Annotated in this window: 13 protein-coding genes; 10 read left to right on the top strand and 3 right to left on the bottom strand. The window is 66.7% G+C overall.

The window, feature by feature from the left end; genetic code table 11:
- Positions 1-4: 4 nt before the first annotated feature.
- The 5 genes from VSR72_RS39535 (at position 5) to VSR72_RS39555 (ending at position 3,874) form a co-directional block, all read left to right on the top strand.
- The gene (locus VSR72_RS39535) at positions 5-1,603 is read left to right on the top strand and encodes a YdiU family protein (RefSeq protein WP_342957638.1); all 1,599 of its coding nucleotides are present in this window, start codon (positions 5-7) and stop codon (positions 1,601-1,603) included.
- Positions 1,604-1,653: 50 nt separating this feature from the next.
- Positions 1,654-2,073: a peptide-methionine (R)-S-oxide reductase MsrB gene (msrB, locus tag VSR72_RS39540; protein WP_158757819.1), complete on the top strand. Its 420-nt coding sequence runs from the start codon at positions 1,654-1,656 to the stop codon at positions 2,071-2,073.
- Between the two features lie 102 nt (positions 2,074-2,175).
- A complete protein-coding gene (locus VSR72_RS39545; protein WP_201696976.1) occupies positions 2,176-2,709 on the top strand; it encodes a septation protein A in 534 nt (177 codons plus the stop codon).
- Positions 2,706-3,014 (top strand): BolA family protein, encoded by a 309-nt coding sequence (locus tag VSR72_RS39550; protein WP_342957639.1) that lies wholly within the window; start codon positions 2,706-2,708, stop codon positions 3,012-3,014. Before VSR72_RS39545 ends, VSR72_RS39550 begins: the two co-directional genes overlap by 4 nt.
- A gap of 80 nt (positions 3,015-3,094) precedes the next feature.
- Positions 3,095-3,874 (top strand): peptidylprolyl isomerase, encoded by a 780-nt coding sequence (locus VSR72_RS39555; protein ID WP_342957640.1) that lies wholly within the window; start codon positions 3,095-3,097, stop codon positions 3,872-3,874.
- Positions 3,875-3,917: 43 nt separating this feature from the next.
- Here VSR72_RS39555 and VSR72_RS39560 read toward each other — a convergent pair whose 3' ends face one another.
- A complete protein-coding gene (locus VSR72_RS39560) occupies positions 3,918-5,060 on the bottom strand; it encodes a Fic family protein (protein ID WP_342957641.1) in 1,143 nt (380 codons plus the stop codon).
- 211 nt (positions 5,061-5,271) lie between these two features.
- The gene (purL, locus tag VSR72_RS39565; RefSeq protein WP_342957642.1) at positions 5,272-9,348 is read right to left on the bottom strand and encodes a phosphoribosylformylglycinamidine synthase; all 4,077 of its coding nucleotides are present in this window, start codon (positions 9,346-9,348) and stop codon (positions 5,272-5,274) included.
- Between the two features lie 337 nt (positions 9,349-9,685).
- Between purL and VSR72_RS39570 the strand changes: the two genes are divergently transcribed.
- The 3 genes from VSR72_RS39570 (at position 9,686) to pgi (ending at position 14,562) form a co-directional block, all read left to right on the top strand.
- Positions 9,686-10,981 (top strand): FAD-dependent oxidoreductase, encoded by a 1,296-nt coding sequence (locus VSR72_RS39570; protein WP_342957643.1) that lies wholly within the window; start codon positions 9,686-9,688, stop codon positions 10,979-10,981.
- Positions 10,982-11,096: 115 nt separating this feature from the next.
- Positions 11,097-12,689: an NAD(P)H-hydrate dehydratase gene (locus VSR72_RS39575; RefSeq protein WP_342957644.1), complete on the top strand. Its 1,593-nt coding sequence runs from the start codon at positions 11,097-11,099 to the stop codon at positions 12,687-12,689.
- 253 nt (positions 12,690-12,942) lie between these two features.
- A complete protein-coding gene (pgi, locus tag VSR72_RS39580) occupies positions 12,943-14,562 on the top strand; it encodes a glucose-6-phosphate isomerase (protein WP_342957645.1) in 1,620 nt (539 codons plus the stop codon).
- A gap of 65 nt (positions 14,563-14,627) precedes the next feature.
- Here the strand turns inward: pgi and VSR72_RS39585 are convergent, their stop codons facing one another.
- Positions 14,628-15,374 (bottom strand): ABC transporter ATP-binding protein, encoded by a 747-nt coding sequence (locus tag VSR72_RS39585; RefSeq protein WP_342957646.1) that lies wholly within the window; start codon positions 15,372-15,374, stop codon positions 14,628-14,630.
- A gap of 138 nt (positions 15,375-15,512) precedes the next feature.
- On the opposite strand from VSR72_RS39585, the gene VSR72_RS39590 reads away from it, so the two are divergent.
- Complete coding sequence (locus VSR72_RS39590; protein WP_342957647.1) at positions 15,513-16,148, top strand: arylesterase; 636 nt, start codon at positions 15,513-15,515, stop codon at positions 16,146-16,148.
- 99 nt (positions 16,149-16,247) lie between these two features.
- The gene (locus tag VSR72_RS39595) at positions 16,248-16,595 is read left to right on the top strand and encodes a hypothetical protein (protein WP_342957648.1); all 348 of its coding nucleotides are present in this window, start codon (positions 16,248-16,250) and stop codon (positions 16,593-16,595) included.
- Positions 16,596-16,627 lie beyond the last annotated feature (32 nt).

Raw genomic sequence — 16,627 nt, forward strand, 5'->3', positions numbered from 1 at the left:
CAATATGTCGTTTTCACCAGGCACTACCGATTCCCAAAGCGGCTCGACCGCTTCGCACACGCCCGCCACCGGTCCGCTCGCCGACTTCGAACGCGCATTGATCGCGCCGCGCGAAGACGCCTTCGCCACGCTCGGCGCCCGCTTTTACACGCGGCTGCCCGGCGCGCCGCTGCCCGCGCCTTACGTTGTCGGCTTTTCGAAGGCGATGGCCGCGCAACTCGGGCTCGACGCATCCGCCGTTGGCGATCCCGCGTTCGCCGAGTTCTTCTGCGGGAATTTCACGCGCGAGCGCTCGCCATCGACCATGTCGCACGCAACGGTCTACTCGGGCCACCAGTTCGGCGTATGGGCGGGACAGCTCGGCGACGGCCGCGCGCTCACGCTCGGCGAGGTCGAGCACGACGGCAAGCGCAACGAGATCCAGCTCAAGGGCGCAGGCCGTACGCCTTACTCGCGCATGGGCGACGGCCGCGCGGTGCTGCGCTCGTCGATCCGCGAATTCCTGTGCTCGGAGGCCATGCATCATCTCGGCATTCCGACCACGCGCGCACTCACGGTCATCGGCTCCGACCAGCCGGTGCGCCGCGAAGAGATGGAAACGGCGGCTGTCGTCACGCGCGTGTCGCCAAGCTTCGTGCGCTTCGGCCACTTCGAGCACTTCTACTCGCACGACGACGTCGACTCACTGCGCGCGCTCGCCGACCACGTGATCGCGCGCTTCTATCCGCAACTGCGTGAAGCCGACGACCCGTACCTCGCCCTGCTCGACGAAGCGGTGCGCAGCACGGCGGCGCTGATGGTCGATTGGCAGGCCGTAGGCTTCTGCCACGGCGTGATGAACACCGACAACATGTCGATCCTCGGCCTCACGATCGACTACGGTCCGTTCGGCTTCATGGATGGCTTCGACGCCAACCATATCTGCAATCATTCGGATTCGCAGGGCCGCTACGCGTACCGCATGCAGCCGCAGATCGGCTACTGGAATCTGTTCTGCCTCGCGCAGGCGCTCGTGCCGCTGTTCGGCGCGCACTACGACATCGCCGACGAAAAGAAGCGCGGCGAGCGCGTGGTGGCCGACGCGCAAGGCGTGCTCGAACGCTTCAAGGGGCACTTCGCGCCCGCGCTCGAAGCGCGCATGCGCGCGAAGCTTGGCCTCGAGCACGAGCGCGAGGGCGACGACGCGCTCGCGAACAAGCTCTTCGAAATCATGCATGCCAACCGGGCCGACTTCACGCTCACGTATCGCCATCTCGCGCGCGTTTCGAAACATGACGCGAGCGGCGACACATCCGTGCGCGATCTCTTTCTCGATCGCGCCGCCTTCGACGCATGGGCCGCCGAATACCGCGCGCGCCTTGCGCACGAAACACGCGACGACGCCGCGCGCGCCGAGGCGATGAACCGCACGAATCCGAAATACGTGCTGCGCAATCACCTCGCGCAAACCGCGATCGAGCGCGCCGCGCAAAAGGACTTCAGCGAAGTCGAGCGGCTCGCGAAGGTGCTGGAGCGGCCATTCGACGAGCAGCCCGAGAACGCGTCGTACGCAGGGCTGCCGCCCGACTGGGCGAGCTCGCTCGAAGTCAGTTGCTCTTCGTGAGCGCGCCCCCATCTACGTGATCCTTGTTTTCCACCCGACAGGAACCCAACATGAGCCAGGACGACCATAACTCCACCGCCTACCCCGGCTACAAGGCCGACGAGCAATGGCGGGAACAGCTCGACGACACGCAGTACCAGGTCACGCGCCACGCCGCGACGGAGCGCGCGTTCACCGGCAAGTACTGGGACCACTTCGACCGGGGCGTGTACGACTGCGTGTGCTGCGGCACGCCGCTCTTCGAGTCCGACACGAAATTCGACGCGGGCTGCGGCTGGCCGAGCTACTTCCGTCCGATCAACGGCGAGGTGATCGAGGAGAAAACCGACCGCACGCACGGCATGCTGCGCATCGAGGTGCGCTGCAAGAACTGCGGCGCGCATCTGGGCCACGTGTTCGAGGATGGTCCGGCCCCGACGGGCCTTCGGTATTGCATCAATTCGGCTGCGCTACAATTCGAGCCCAAGTGAACGCTGGCAAGGCAACCCCGCGCCCCGCGCGGGGCCCAATGTGGCCTTGAAAGCGTCGTGCCCTCTTTTGCCGGGCTCATTTTGTAAACTCTCAGGCCGATAATGAAATTCCTGTTTGATCTGTTCCCGATCATCCTCTTTTTTGTCGCCTTCAAGCTGTGGGGCATCTTCACGGCGACGGCCGTGGCGATCGGCGCTACGCTCGTGCAGATCGCGTGGGTGGCCTTCCGTCACCGCAAGGTCGACCCGATGCTGTGGCTTTCGCTTGGGATCGTCGTCGTGTTCGGCGGCGCCACGCTGATGCTCCACGACGAGACCTTCATCAAGTGGAAGCCCACGGTGCTCTACTGGGCGTTCTCAGTCGTGCTGCTCGTTTCGCAGGTGGCATTCGGCAAGAACCTCATCGAAGCGATGATGGGCAAGCAGATCACGCTGCCACAGCGCATCTGGACGCAACTGAACTTCGTCTGGTCGATCTTCTTCGCGCTGCTCGGCATCCTCAATCTCTTCGTGGCGTTTCACTTCTCCACCGACGCGTGGGTCGACTTCAAGCTGTTCGGCGCGACCGGCATCCTCGTGGTGTTCATCGTCGGCCAGAGCCTGTGGCTTTCGCGTTACATGAAGGAAGAAGAATGAGTGACGTCTTTCTCAACGCCAGCCCCGCCGAGCGCATGGCGCTCATCGAAACGCGCCTCACCGCGGCGCTTGCGCCCGTTTCCATCGAGGTGCGCGACGACAGCGCGCAGCACGCCGGACACGCGGGCGCCGCTGCCGGCGGTCACTATCATGTCACGATCGTTGCGCTCGCATTCGCGGGGAAAGCCCGCGTGGCAAGGCATCGCATGGTGTATGATGCGCTGGCCGAGGCCATGCAGCGCGGCATTCACGCACTCGCGATCACGGCGCTCACGCCCGAAGAAGCCGCGGCGCTGCCCCGGTAAGCCCCACGTTAGATTTCGATCTGCTTGATCCGCTTGATCATTTTGTTCGCCATTTTGGTTCGCCCCGTTAGGACTTTCCGATGACCTTGAAGAAGACCCATCTCTGGGTGTTGCTGGCTGCATGCGCGGCGGCTCCCGCCTTTGCGCAGAACATCGCCGTCGTGAACGGCACGCCGATTCCCAAAGCGCGCGCCGATGCGCTGGTCCAGCAGCTTGTCCAACAAGGCCAGCAGGATTCGCCGCAACTGCAAATGGCGGTACGCGAAGAACTCGTGAACCGCGAAATCCTCATGCAGGAAGCGATTCGCGAAGGCATTCCGAACAACCCCGACGTGAAGGCGCAGATCGCCGTGGCCCAGCAGACCGTCGTGCTGCGTGCGCTGATCCAGAACTTCGTGAAGAACAACCAGCCGACCGACGCCGAAGTCAAGGCGCGCTACGACCAGTTGACGAAGGATGCGGGCGGCAGCGAATACCACCTGCACCACATCCTCGTGGACAACGAGCAGCAGGCCAAGGACCTGATCGCGAAGATCAAGGCCGGCGCCAGCTTCGAAGACCTCGCGAAGCAGTACTCGAAGGATCCGGGCTCGGCCAAGAACGGCGGCGACCTCGACTGGTCGGACCCGAAGGCTTACGTGCCGGAATTCGCGACTGCGGCCACGCATCTGCAAAAAGGCCAGATGACCGAGACGCCGGTGCACACGCAGTTCGGCTGGCACATTATCCGCGTCGACGACATCCGCCCGGTCACGCCGCCGCCGCTCGAGCAGGTGCGCCCGCAGATCGTCCAGCAGATCCAGCAGGAAAAGCTGCAGGCGTTCGAAGAGAATCTGCGCAAGCAAGCGAAGATTCAGTAAGGCCGAACTGCGACGCTAGCTGTTCTAAAAAGCCCCGCGACCTTCAAAGGCGCGGGGTTTTTGTTTGCGGCAGCGTATCCAGCTCGTAGCTCGTGCTACGGCCGCCCCCCTCCGCTTTGCGCAGCACCCCGCGCGCCACGAGGTCGTTGATGTCGCGTAACGCCGTGTCGGACGAACATTTGGCGATGGCGGCCCACTTGCCGCTCGTGAGCTTGCCGTCAAAGCCGTCGAGCAACCTGTTGAGCAGCTTGACCTGCCGCTCGTTGAGCGGTGTCGTGGTCCATTCGCGCCAGAAACGCGCCTTGGCGAGTACGGCGTCCAGCGTGATCTGCGCCTGATCGACCGCGCGATGCAGCGCGTCGAAGAACCAGGCGAGCCACGGCGTGACATCCATCGAGCCGCGCTGCGTGCGCTCCAGAATCTCGTAATAGCCTTTACGCTCCCGCTGAATCTGCGCGGAGAGGCTGTAAAAGCGCTGTGGACTGCCGTCCGCGCGCGCGAGCAGCAAGTCGCCGATGGCTCTTGCCACCCGGCCATTGCCGTCGTCGAACGGGTGAAGCGTGACGAACCACAGGTGGCCGAGCGCGGCCTTGATCAGCGGCGGCTCCTGTGCCGGGCCGTTGAGCCAGTCGAGAAAGCGCCGCGTCTCGGCTTCGAGCCGGTTCGCGGGCGGCGCCTCGAAATGCACGCGTTGACGGCCAATCGGCCCCGAGATCACCTGCATGGGGCCGCTCGCATCGTCGCGCCATGCGCCGACGTTGATCCGCGATAGACCCGCATAGCCCGTTGGAAACAGCGCCGCGTGCCAGCCGAACAGGCGCTCGCGCGTGACCGGAGCGCGGCTGCTGGTGGTTGCGTCGAGTACCATTTCCACCACGCCTTCCACATGGCGATCCACTGGCGCGAGCGCGCCGATGTCCACGCCCATTCGGCGCGCGATGGACGACCGCACGGAAGCGACGTTGAGTTGCTCGCCTTCGATCTCGCTCGTCTTGAGCACGTCTTCCGTGAGCGCCGCAAGACTTGCCTGATCGCGCAGCGCCATGCCGACATCGGCCAGCCGGCCCACCAGCAAGCCTTGGGCACGGCTGACCTCGGCCATAGGCTCGGCAAGCGCCGTCAGATCGAAGCGCCACTGAGGCCAGTCGCCGGCTTGCCAGATGTAGGTGTATTCGCCGCTATTCATGCGGTGATTATGAGACGTATTCGCCGCATGCACAAGTTAATCGCCGCAAAAAATGCGGTGATTAACGCCGGTATTCGCCGCAAGGTCTCGCCGGCCAGCACCCAAAAAGCAGAAAACCCCGGCCCGCACTCGCAATCGAGGCATGGCCGGGGCTTTCCGCCAGGGCGAATCGCCCCAGCGTCGAACATCCGAGCGCGGTTCGTCTAGCGCGTTAGCCGACCCACTTGCGCGCGTTCTGGAACGCACGCATCCACGGGCTCGCTTCGCCCCAGGCTTCGGGATGCCAGCTCATCGTCACCGTGCGTTGCACGCGCTCGGTGTGCGGCATCAGCACCGTGAAGCGGCCGTCGGGCGTCGTGACCGACGTAATGCCTTGCGGCGAGCCATTCGGGTTGAACGGATACGCCTCCGTGGCCTGGGCGCGATGATCGACGTAGCGCATCGCCACGGCCACCTTCGAGATATCGCCCTGCTGCGAGAAGTCCGCGAACCCTTCACCGTGCGCGACCGCCACCGGAATGCGCGAGCCTTCCATGCCGTTGAAGAAGATCGACGGCGAGCTCTGCACTTCCACGAGCGAGAAGCGCGCTTCGAACTGCTCCGACTTGTTGCGCGTGAACTTCGGCCACGCATCGGCACCCGGGATCATCGAGGCGAGGCTCGACATCATCTGGCAGCCGTTGCAGATGCCGAGCGCAAACGTGTCCTGACGCGCGAAGAACGCCGCAAACATGTCCGCGAGCTTCGCGTTGAAGCGGATCGTCTTGGCCCAGCCTTCGCCCGCACCCAGCACGTCGCCGTACGAGAAGCCGCCGCAGGCCACCGCGCCCGCGAAGTCGGCGAGCGTGGCGCGGCCTTCGAGCAGGTCGCTCATGTGGACGTCGTGCGCGTCGAAGCCGGCGCGGTCGAACGCGTACGCGGTTTCGAGGTGCGAATTCACGCCCTGCTCGCGCAGGATCGCGACGCGCGGACGCGCACCACGGCCGATGAACGGCGCGGCGATGTCCTCGGCCGGATCGAACGTGAGATGCGGCTGCATGCCCGGATCGGCGGCGTCGAGGAGCGCGTCGTATTCGGAGTCCGCGCACGCGGGGTTGTCGCGCAGGCGCGCAATGCGCCAGCTCACTTCGCTCCACACACGCTGCAGTTCGGCGCGCGGTGCTTCGTAGATGCGCTTGGCGTCGCGATAGATTTCGACCGAATCACGCGGGTTCAGCGTGCCGATCACGTGCGAGCAGACCGACAGACCATGCGTGCGCAGCACCGCCATCACGGCGTCGCGCTGCTGTGCCGGCACCTGGATCACGGCGCCGAGTTCTTCGGAGAAGAGCGCGCGCAGCGTGCGGTCTTCGCGGCGGCCGCTCGTTTGCTTTGCCCAGTCCTTCGCGTCGCCGTAATCGGATTCATGCTCGCTGTCGAGCGTGAGCATGTCCACGTTCAGCGACACGCCCGTATGGCCCGCGAAGGCCATTTCGCAAACCGTCGCCCACAGGCCGCCGTCCGAGCGGTCGTGGTACGCGAGCAGTTGCTCGTTCGCGTTCAGTTGCTGGATGGCCGTGAAGAACTGCTTGAGGTCTTCGGCGCTGTCCACGTCTGGCACCGCGTCGCCCACCTGCTGCGTGACCTGCGCGAAAATGCTGCCGCCCATGCGGTTCTTGCCGCGGCCCAGATCGATCGCGATCAGGACCGACTCGCCTACTTCGTCCACGCGGCGCAGTTGCGGCGTGAGGTGGCGGCGCACGTCGTCGACCGGCGCGAACGCCGAGATGATGAGCGAAACCGGCGCGACCACTTCCTTCGCCACGCCTTCCTCGTTCCACTTCGTGCGCATGGAGAGCGAATCCTTGCCCACCGGAATGCCGATGCCCAGCGCCGGGCACAGCTCCATGCCGATCGCCTTCACGGTGTCGTACAGCGCGGCGTCCTCGCCCGGTGCGCCGCACGCGGCCATCCAGTTCGCGGAGAGCTTGAGCTTGTCGAGCGACAGAATCGGCGCGCTCGCGATGTTGGTGATCGCCTCGCCTACGGCCATACGGCCCGATGCGGGCGCATCGATCACCGCGAGCGGCGTGCGCTCGGCGATCGTCATCGCTTCGCCCTTGTAGCCGGCGTAGTCGAGCGTGGTGATGGCGCAGTCGGCCACCGGCACCTGCCACGGACCGACCATCTGGTCGCGCACCGTCGTGCCGCCCACCGTTCGGTCGCCGATGGTGATGAGGAACGACTTGCTGCCCACGGTCGGGTGGCGCAGCACGCTCTTCGCGACTTCGTCGAACGGGATGCCCGTGACTTCGACCGGTGCGAGCGGCACGCTCGCGTGCTCGACGTTGCGATGCATGCGCGGCGGCTTGCCGAGCAGGATGTCCATCGGCATGTCGACGGGCTGGTGGCCGCCGTTGGCCGCGAGCGCCTGCTCGTCGGTGTCGACGAGCTTCAGATCGCGTTCTTCGGTCGCGACGCCCACGACGGCGAACGGGCAGCGCTCGCGCTCGCAGAGTGCTTTGAATTCCACCAGATCGGCGGGTGCGATCGCGAGGACGTAGCGTTCCTGCGATTCGTTCGACCAGATTTCACGCGGCGAAAGCCCCGATTCTTCGAGTTGCACCTTGCGCAGTTCGAAGCGCGCGCCCTTGTCCGCGCCATCGACGAGTTCCGGGAACGCGTTGGAAAGCCCGCCCGCGCCCACGTCATGAATGCTCAGGATCGGGTTGCGCTCGCCCAGTTGCCAGCACGAGTTGATGACTTCCTGCGCGCGACGCTCGATTTCCGGGTTGCCGCGCTGAACCGAGTCGAAGTCGAGTTCGGCGGTATTGGTGCCGGTCGCCATCGAGCTGGCCGCGCCGCCGCCCATGCCGATGCGCATGCCCGGGCCGCCGATCTGGATCAGCAGCGTGCCGGCCGGCAGGTCGTGCTTGTGCGTGTGCTGCGCGCTGATGTTGCCAAGGCCGCCCGCGATCATGATCGGCTTGTGATAGCCGCGCACGGTGCCCGCCACATTCTGCTCGTAGGTACGGAAGTACCCGCCGAGATTCGGGCGGCCGAATTCGTTGTTGAACGCGGCGCCGCCGAGCGGCCCGTCGATCATGATCTGCAGCGGCGAAGCGATGCGGTCCGGGCGGCCATAGGCGCCCTGCGTATCAGCGGGATTGCGCAGCGTGAGCGGCACCGCCGCGTCGCGGGCGTCTTCCCAGGCTTCGCGCGCATCGGGCAGATCGAGGTTCGAGACCGTGAAGCCCGTGAGGCCCGCCTTCGGACGCGCGCCGCGGCCCGTCGCGCCTTCGTCGCGGATTTCGCCACCCGAGCCCGTCGCCGCGCCCGCGAACGGCGAGATCGCCGTGGGGTGGTTGTGCGTCTCCACCTTCATCAGCGTGTGCGTGAGTTCGGTGTGGCGGCCGTACTGTTCGCCCGGCGTGCCGGCGGCGTTGTTCTTGCGCGGGAACCAGCGCTCCGCGACCGCGCCTTCCATGATCGACGAGTTGTCCGAGTACGCGACGATCGTGCCTTGCGGGCTGATCTTCTCGGTGTTGCGGATCATCGCGAAGAGCGACATATCCTGGTCCTGGCCGTCGATCGTCCAGCTCGCGTTGAAGATCTTGTGGCGGCAGTGCTCGCTGTTGGCCTGCGCGAACATCATCAGTTCGACGTCGGTCGGGTTGCGCTCGAGCTTCTTGAAGTTTTCGACGAGGTAGTCGATTTCATCGTCGGCGAGCGCGAGGCCCAGTTCGCCGTTGGCCGTTTCCAGCGCGGCACGGCCTTTGCCCAGCACATCGACGGTCTGCATCGTGCGGGCCGGCAGTTCGTCGAACAGGTGCAGCGCCGTATCGCGCGATTGCGCCACGCTTTCCGTCATGCGGTCGTGCAGCGCCGCGGCCACGGCAGCCTGCGCCTCTTCAGACAGCGTCTTCTTGCCGCCGAGCAGGCCGCTCTTGAGCACCACGGTGTACTCGACGCCGCGCTCGATGCGGCGTACTTGCTCGAGGCCGCAATGGTGCGCGATATCCGTGGCCTTGCTCGCCCACGGCGACACCGTGCCGAAGCGCGGCACGACGAGGAACGTGAGCGCGCTGCCGCGCTCCTGCGGGGCCGCGAACGGCGCGCCGTAGTGCATCAGCGCTTCGATCTTCGCGCTGTCGTCAGCGGAGAGCGGCGTGGCCGAGTTGACGAAATGCAGATACTGGCCGTACACGCCGACGATGTTGGCGTCGATACGCTGAAGCGTCTCGAGCAGGCGGGTCTGACGGAAGTCGGAAAGGGCCGAAGCGCCGGGGAAACACGAGAAGTGGGCCATGGACTGGGGCGTTGCGTCGAGGTTGCGTCAGAGTTGCGTCGCGGCTTCGCCTCGCGCGAAACACGTCGCAAGGTGGCGATGCGTCGCGCGGGGATGGCGACGGACAGGCGAAGGGAGACCGCGATTATAACCCGGAAGGCCTCTCCTGACCGCCCCGGCGGCCGCGCGTGACGCATGTGGCAACCCGGCCTCGCGCATGGCGATGCGGACGCTTTCGCTGCTATGATTGCGCGTTTCGTCTGATCGGCGCACCCGGGCATGGCTTCGGCGCGCCGCACGCCCCACCTTCGCAGGACGCCCTCACTCAAGCGCGTCATCTGCCTGCAATCGTATCGTCATGGATGTCATCGTCATCGGCGGCGGAATCGCCGGCATCGCTACCGCCTGGCAGCTGCGCGCGGCCGGGCATCGCGTTTGCGTGATCGAACGCCACGCCACCGTTGCGCAAGGCGCGACCTACGGCCATAGCGGCATTGCGCTGCCTACGCCGCTCGACGTCTGGTTTGGCCCCACCTTCTTGCGCCATGGCCGTCAATCGTCCGGCGGCGTGATCAGCAGGACGGGCTGGCGTGGCCACGCGCACGGCTTCGTCAAGCGCCTCGCCTCGCTGCACGGCTCCGAAGCGTTCGCCGAGCGCTATGCGCTCCTGCGCCCGCTCATCGACGCGGCGCAAGCGGCGCTCGCCGACATCGACGCGCGCTTCCAGCTCGACTACGAACAGCGCGACGGACTGCTCTACCTCGTGCGCGGTGCCGACGAATGGTCGCTCACGCAACCGGCGCTCGAGCTGCTGCGCCGCTTCGAGACGCCCCATCACGCGCTTTCGCCCGCAGAATGCGTGGCTTTCGACCATGCCATCCCCGCCGATCCGCCGTTCGCGGGCGGCGTGCGCTTCGAAACCGGCCGGGTCGCGAACTGCCCGCTCTTCGTGAAGCTGCTCAAGCAGGTGCTCGACGCCCAGGGCGGCGTGCAGTTCGAAACGAGCCGTGAAGTCAATGCGATCCGCCTCGAAGACCGGCGCGCGGCCGTCGAACTCGCGCCGCCGGCGCACGAAGCGGGCCGCTCGCGCGACGTCGAGGTGATCTCGGGCGACGCCGTCGTGGTCGCCGCAGGCGCGCAAACGCCCCAGCTGCTAGCGCCGCTCGGCCTCAAGATGCCCTTCTACCCGCTGCGCATGCACACGCTCAATTCGCCGGTGGCGCATGAGGAATGCGTGCCGCAGACCACGATCGTCGATGCAGGCAAGCGCATCGCCATCGCGCGCATGAATCACCGGCTGCGCATCTCCGGCGCCGCCGTGCTGCTGCGTGCTCAGGAAGTCGACGACGCGCTGCCCGAAGCGCTCACCGAAGATGCGCTCGCGCTGCTCGGCGAAGCGTCGCGCGACTGGGCGCCGGGCGCCGCGCGCATTTCGGCCGCGCTTGCGTGGGAAGGCATGAAGCTGCTTTCCGCCGACGGTCTGCCGGCGGTCGGCAACGTGGGCCATCCGCGCCTCTTCGTCAACGCGGGTCACGGGCCGGCGGGCTGGGCGCTTTCGCTCGGCTCGGCGCGTCTCGTTGCGCAGCAGGTCTCCAACACCGCGCCCGACCTGCCGGCCGATACCATCAAGGCGCTCTGGCCCGGACGCGATTGAGCAATGGGCGGCGCGCGTGCAGCGTTGCCGCGCCGGCCCACCACGCGCCTCGCGCGTGCCGTCTACGCGCATGCTCAGGTATCGTTGCGATGTCGCTTCTCATGACCGCATCGCCATGACGCACACTCCCCAATCCTCTGGCGCCGGGCAACCGGCGCTCGTCAACCCGCACGATCGTGCGGTCGCGCTTCTTACCGTCGAGCAACTGCGCGAGGCCGAGGTCGCGGCGCAGTCGGCGCTGCCTGCCCACGCGCTCATGGCGCGCGCAGGCGCCGCCGCCGCGCACTTCCTGAGCGAGCAACTCGCGCACGCGCCCTCGTCCGCGAGCGACAAGCCGGTCTGGTTCGCCGCCGGGCCCGGCAACAACGGGGGCGATGCCCTCGTCGTCGCGACCGTTCTGCATCGCGCGGGTGTCGCAGTCGAAGTCTGCATGCCAGTCGAGGTCAAGCCCGACGACGCGCGCTGGGCGCTCGCCGAGGCGCGCGCCGCGGGCGTGCCGATCGCCTCGTCCGTACCCGCATCGTTCGACACCTACGGCTGGCTCGTCGACGGGATGTTCGGCATCGGTCTCGCGCGCGGGCTCGAAGGCGTGTTCGCCGAACTCGCTGAAAAACTTTCTGCACGCGCGCACAGCCATGGCCACGTGCTCGCCCTCGACGTGCCGAGTGGCCTCGACGGCGACAGCGGCAACGTAGTCGGCAGCGGCCCCGCCGTGCGCGCGACGCATACCGTGACATTCATCGCCGCCAAGCCCGGCCTGTACACCGGCGTCGGGCGCGACTACGCAGGCGTCGTAGCGGTCGCGCCGATCGGCATCGATACCGAAGGCACGCCCGACGCCGTGCGCCTGAACGCGCCGTCGTTATTCGCCGCCGCGCTGCCCGCACGCGACTTCGCGACGCACAAGGGCACGTTTGGCACGCTCGCCGTCGTGGGCGGCGACACGGGCATGTGCGGCGCGCCGATTCTCGCGGCGCGCGCGGCGCTTCTCACCGGCGCGGGCAAGGTTCACGTGGGCTTTCTCGGCAGCGACGCGCCGCCCTACGATGCCCCGCACCCCGAACTGATGCTGCACGCGGCGGCACGCCTCGCGCTGGACACGATGGATGCCGTGGCGGCGGGCTGCGGAATGGGCGGCAGCGCGTCCGCACGTCAGCTCGTAGACGCCATCCTGCGCCTTCAGGCCCCCGTGCTGCTCGACGCCGATGCGCTTAATCTCGTCGCGCGGGACGAGGCGCTCGCCGCGCATGTCGCGCAGTTGGCCGCCACCCGCGGCGCGCCTTGCGTGCTCACGCCGCATCCGCTCGAAGCGGCGCGGCTGCTCGGCTGCGACACCGCCGCGGTGCAGCGTGACCGCCTGGCCGCCGCGCGCGCACTCGCCGCCCGCTACGCGGCCGTCGCCGTGCTCAAGGGCAGCGGCACCGTGATCGCCGCGCCCGACGGCCGCGTCGCCATCAATCCCACCGGCAATGCGGGTCTCGCGACGGGCGGTACCGGCGACGTGCTCGGCGGCATCATCGGTGCGCTGCTGGCCCAGGGCCTGCCGCCCTACGAGGCGGCGCTCGCGGGCGTCTATCTGCACGGCCTCGCAGCCGACACACTCTGCGCACAAGGCGATGGTCCCGCAGGCCTCACGGCGGGCGAACTCGCGCCGGTGGTGCGCAAGCTCATGAACCGGCTCTTTTACGCGCCAAGCTACGCAGCCTGAAGCCGCACGCCGCGCATCCGTTCGTGCGGCACGCGGCTTGCTTGGCTGCGACGTTCGGCCCACCTCCCGCACTCGCCACGGCCACAAGCACCACAACGCTGCGCAGTGTCGCGCGAGGCCGCTATACTGATCCTCCGCACGCCGTCTTCCACCGGAGGCGGCCTGTGCTTCCCCGCGGCGCGCGAAGCGCGCGTTCGCCTCACCGGCGAACCGCATCTGCCGCCCTCCATTCGTGATCCCTCGCTAGACGAACATGACGAATCCGCTCCCCGCCTGGTCCGCGCTACAGACGCATTACGAACAGATCCGCGACGAAAAGCTGCGTGACTGGTTCGCCCCCGCCAACGACCCTGCGCCGACTCGCGCCGAACGCTTCACTTACACCGGCGGCGGACTCGGCGCCGACTTCTCGAAGAACCGCATCACCGACGCCACGCTCAAGCTGCTCGTGCAGCTCGCTCGCGAGGCCGGCGTGGAAGCGCGCCGCGATGCGATGTTCAAGGGCGAAGTCGTCAACCCGACCGAAGGCCGCGCGGCGCTGCACACCGCCTTGCGCGCCACCGAAGCCGATGCTCCGTTCCACGCGCAGATCCTCGCCGAGCGCGCGAAGATGGCAAAGTTCGCCGACGCCGTGCGCAGCGGCGCATGGACCGGCTACACGGGCAAGCGCATCCGCCACGTCGTGAATATCGGCATCGGCGGCTCGGACCTCGGGCCGAAGATGGTCGTGCACGCACTCAAGCATCTCGAACTGCCCGAGATCACGTCGCACTTCGTCTCGAACGTCGACGGCGCTGATCTGTGGCGCACGATCGAAGACATCGATCCGGAAGAGACGCTCGCGATCATCGTTTCGAAGACGTTCACGACGCTCGAAACCATGACCAACGCACTGTCGATGCGCGACTGGTTCGTCAAGCACGGCTGCCAGGAAAGCGAACTCGCGAAGCACTTCGTCGGCGTCTCGGCCAATCCGACCGAAGTCGTGAAGTTCGGTATCGCCAAAGAAAACGTGTTCGAGATGTGGGACTGGGTCGGCGGCCGCTATTCGCTGTGGTCGGCTGTGGGCCTCTCGATCATGATCGCCATCGGGCCGCAGCAGTTCGACGAATTGCTGGCCGGCGCGCACGACATGGACAAGCACTACCGCGAAGCGCCGCTGGAAAAGAACCTGCCCGTGCTGCTCGGCATGATCGGTGTCTGGTATCGCAACTTCTTCGGTTCGCAGAGCTATCTCGTCGCGCCCTATTCCGAAGCGTTGCACTTCCTGCCCTCGTATCTCCAGCAGCTCGAAATGGAGAGCAACGGCAAGCAGGCGCGCCTCGACGGCAAGTTCGTCGATTACGCGACCTCGGCGATCACCTGGGGCGAGCCCGGCACAAACGGCCAGCACGCGTTCTTCCAGATGCTGCACCAGGGCACGACGATCGTACCGATCGACTTCATCGCCGTGCTCACGCCCGAGCATCCGCTGGCCGACCATCATCCGAAGCTGCTCGCGAACTGCTTTGCGCAGAGCGAGGCGCTGATGCTCGGCCGCACCGAGGAAGAAGCGCGCAAGATCGCGGGCCCGGACAAGCCCGAACTCGTGCCGCACATCATGTTCCCAGGCAACCGCCCGACCACCACGCTGCTCGTCGACGCGCTCACCGCACGCTCGCTCGGCGCGATCATCGCGCTCTACGAACACAAGGTGCTCGTCCAGGCTTCCGTGTGGGACATCAATCCGTTCGACCAGTGGGGCGTGGAACTCGGCAAGATCCTCGGCAAGGTGGTCGAAGCCGACTTGAACGCGGCAAGCGGCAATGTGAAGCCGCACGATTCATCCACAGCCGCGCTGATCGCGCGCGCCCGTGCGGCGCTCAAGCGTTAAATAGCGCGGATGCGGCGTGCGCATGCGTTGCGCACGCCGTTCAATCGCTTGTTGCTGCCCAGGCGCTAACGCCCGGCTTCGGCATTGCTCGCGTTGCGCGAAGCCGCCGCGCCATGCGCCGCGTTGGCCACGCGGTGGCCCGCTTCGATGGTGATGATGGCGTCGCAACGCTGCGCAAGATCGACATCGTGAGTCACGAGCACGAGCGTCGCCCCGTTGGCGCGATTGAGTTCGAACATCAGGTCGATGACGGCGTGACCCGTGGCGGCGTCGAGGCTGCCGGTGGGCTCGTCGGCGAACAGCACAGCCGGGCGCGTCACGAATGCGCGGGCAAGCGCCACACGCTGCTGCTCGCCGCCCGAAAGCAGCTTCGGGTAGTGGCCGGTGCGTTCGGCAAGACCCACGCGCTCGAGCAACGCGCGCGCGCGGGCGAAAGCATCGCGCGTCGACATGCCGCCCTGCAGCTCGAGCGGCAGCGCGACGTTCTCCAAAGCGGTGAGATGCGGCATCAGCTGGAACGACTGGAACACGAAGCCCACCGAGCCGTTGCGCAGCGCTGCGCGCTGATCTTCGGCCATACCGGTAAGCTCGTGGCCGAGCAGGCGCACGGAACCGGCGCTCGCGCTGTCGAGGCCGGCCAGCAGGCCGAGCAGCGTCGATTTGCCGGAGCCGGAGGCGCCGACGATCGCGACGCTTCCGCCCGCGTGCACGGTAAGGTCGATGCCATCGAGGATCGTCAGTTCGCCGGTGGCGTCGGTCACCCGCTTGCTCAAGCCCCGTACTTCAATGACTGGATCGCTATTCATTCGCACATGATGACGCACAGGTTAGCCGTGAACCAGAAGCGCGCCGCGCGGCGCGCCGCCCTTGCCCGCGCCCGGTCCCGCTTCAGCGCGTTTGCCTCCATCGCCACCTTAACTGCCGCTGCCTTGCTTGGCACCTTATTTGGCATGAGCGCCGCCGCTCTCGCGGCTACGCCCGCCCCCACGGCCAACGCGGCGACGAACCCCGCCGCCACGGCAAAACCGAACATCGTCGTGCTCGGCGACAGCCTTTCCGCCGAATACGGCCTGCCTCGCGACACAGGGTGGGTAGCCCTGCTGCGCCAGCGCCTGGCCAGCGAGCGGATCGATTATAACGTTGCGAATGCGAGCATCAGCGGGGACACGACCAGCGGCGGACTCACGCGCCTGCCGCTCGTCATGCAGCGCATCAAGCCCGCGATCGTGGTCGTCGAACTGGGCGCAAACGACGCACTGCGCGGCGTGCCGCTCACGACGACAGAGAGCAATCTGCGCGCCATCGTCGCGCAGATCCGCAAGGGCGGCGCGAAACCCGTGCTCATCGGCATGTACGTGCCGCCCAACTATGGGCCCGACTACACGCGTGATTTTCACGCCATCTACGAACGGCTGGCGAAGGAACTGAACGTGCCGCTCGTGCCCTTTCTACTCGCCGGACTCGCCGACAAGCCCGAACTCTTCCAGGCCGATCAGATCCATCCCACCCAGCAGGCACAGCGGTTGCTGCTCGACAACGTGTGGCCAACACTCAAGCCGCTGCTCGGCAGCGGCGCGCAGCGCTGAGCAACCGCGTCGCGTCATTGGCCACCTTTTGCGTCAGACATGCGAGTCCGAGAGGCCTCGCTGCCTGAATCCGACCGCCCCTGACTGGAGGAAAGAAGCGTGAAATATTTACCTCTCATTGTCGTTACGGCAGCACTTGCTGCCTGCGCCAATCAGCCAATGCCGAGCGGAGCGCAGTCCGTCGGCACGAGCCAGCAACCGCCTGCGACGGTTGCTCAATGCATCGCGCAAAAGTGGGCCGACAAGTCGCAACAGCAAGTCGTCTCACAGTCCGTGCTCGCCAACGGCCAGGCTGTCGACGTCTACGTCCCTGGCCAGCAGCCGCCTAACGGCGCAGCCGCAACGGTGCGCCCGGCGTGGAGCGCCAGCGCGAAGACGTGGGTCGGCTTCCGCTCCGGCGGCGGCGCGGGCGGCGACGCCACCGGCGACATCAACGCCTGCCTCTGATTTCGCGCTCGCCAGAACGCAAAAGCCCCGCG

The sequence above is a fragment of the Paraburkholderia sp. JHI869 genome (assembly GCF_038900775.1).
Taxonomy (GTDB): Bacteria; Pseudomonadota; Gammaproteobacteria; order Burkholderiales; family Burkholderiaceae; genus Paraburkholderia.

Coding starts and splice junctions, on each gene's coding strand:
- VSR72_RS39570 (WP_342957643.1), top strand. CDS start 9,686: ATGGATGTCATCGTCATCGGCGGCGGAATCGCCGGCATCGCTACCGCC.
- pgi (WP_342957645.1), top strand. CDS start 12,943: ATGACGAATCCGCTCCCCGCCTGGTCCGCGCTACAGACGCATTACGAA.
- VSR72_RS39590 (WP_342957647.1), top strand. CDS start 15,513: ATGAGCGCCGCCGCTCTCGCGGCTACGCCCGCCCCCACGGCCAACGCG.
- VSR72_RS39550 (WP_342957639.1), top strand. CDS start 2,706: ATGAGTGACGTCTTTCTCAACGCCAGCCCCGCCGAGCGCATGGCGCTC.
- VSR72_RS39560 (WP_342957641.1), bottom strand. CDS start 5,060: ATGAATAGCGGCGAATACACCTACATCTGGCAAGCCGGCGACTGGCCT.
- VSR72_RS39535 (WP_342957638.1), top strand. CDS start 5: ATGTCGTTTTCACCAGGCACTACCGATTCCCAAAGCGGCTCGACCGCT.
- VSR72_RS39555 (WP_342957640.1), top strand. CDS start 3,095: ATGACCTTGAAGAAGACCCATCTCTGGGTGTTGCTGGCTGCATGCGCG.
- purL (WP_342957642.1), bottom strand. CDS start 9,348: ATGGCCCACTTCTCGTGTTTCCCCGGCGCTTCGGCCCTTTCCGACTTC.
- VSR72_RS39545 (WP_201696976.1), top strand. CDS start 2,176: ATGAAATTCCTGTTTGATCTGTTCCCGATCATCCTCTTTTTTGTCGCC.
- msrB (WP_158757819.1), top strand. CDS start 1,654: ATGAGCCAGGACGACCATAACTCCACCGCCTACCCCGGCTACAAGGCC.
- VSR72_RS39575 (WP_342957644.1), top strand. CDS start 11,097: ATGACGCACACTCCCCAATCCTCTGGCGCCGGGCAACCGGCGCTCGTC.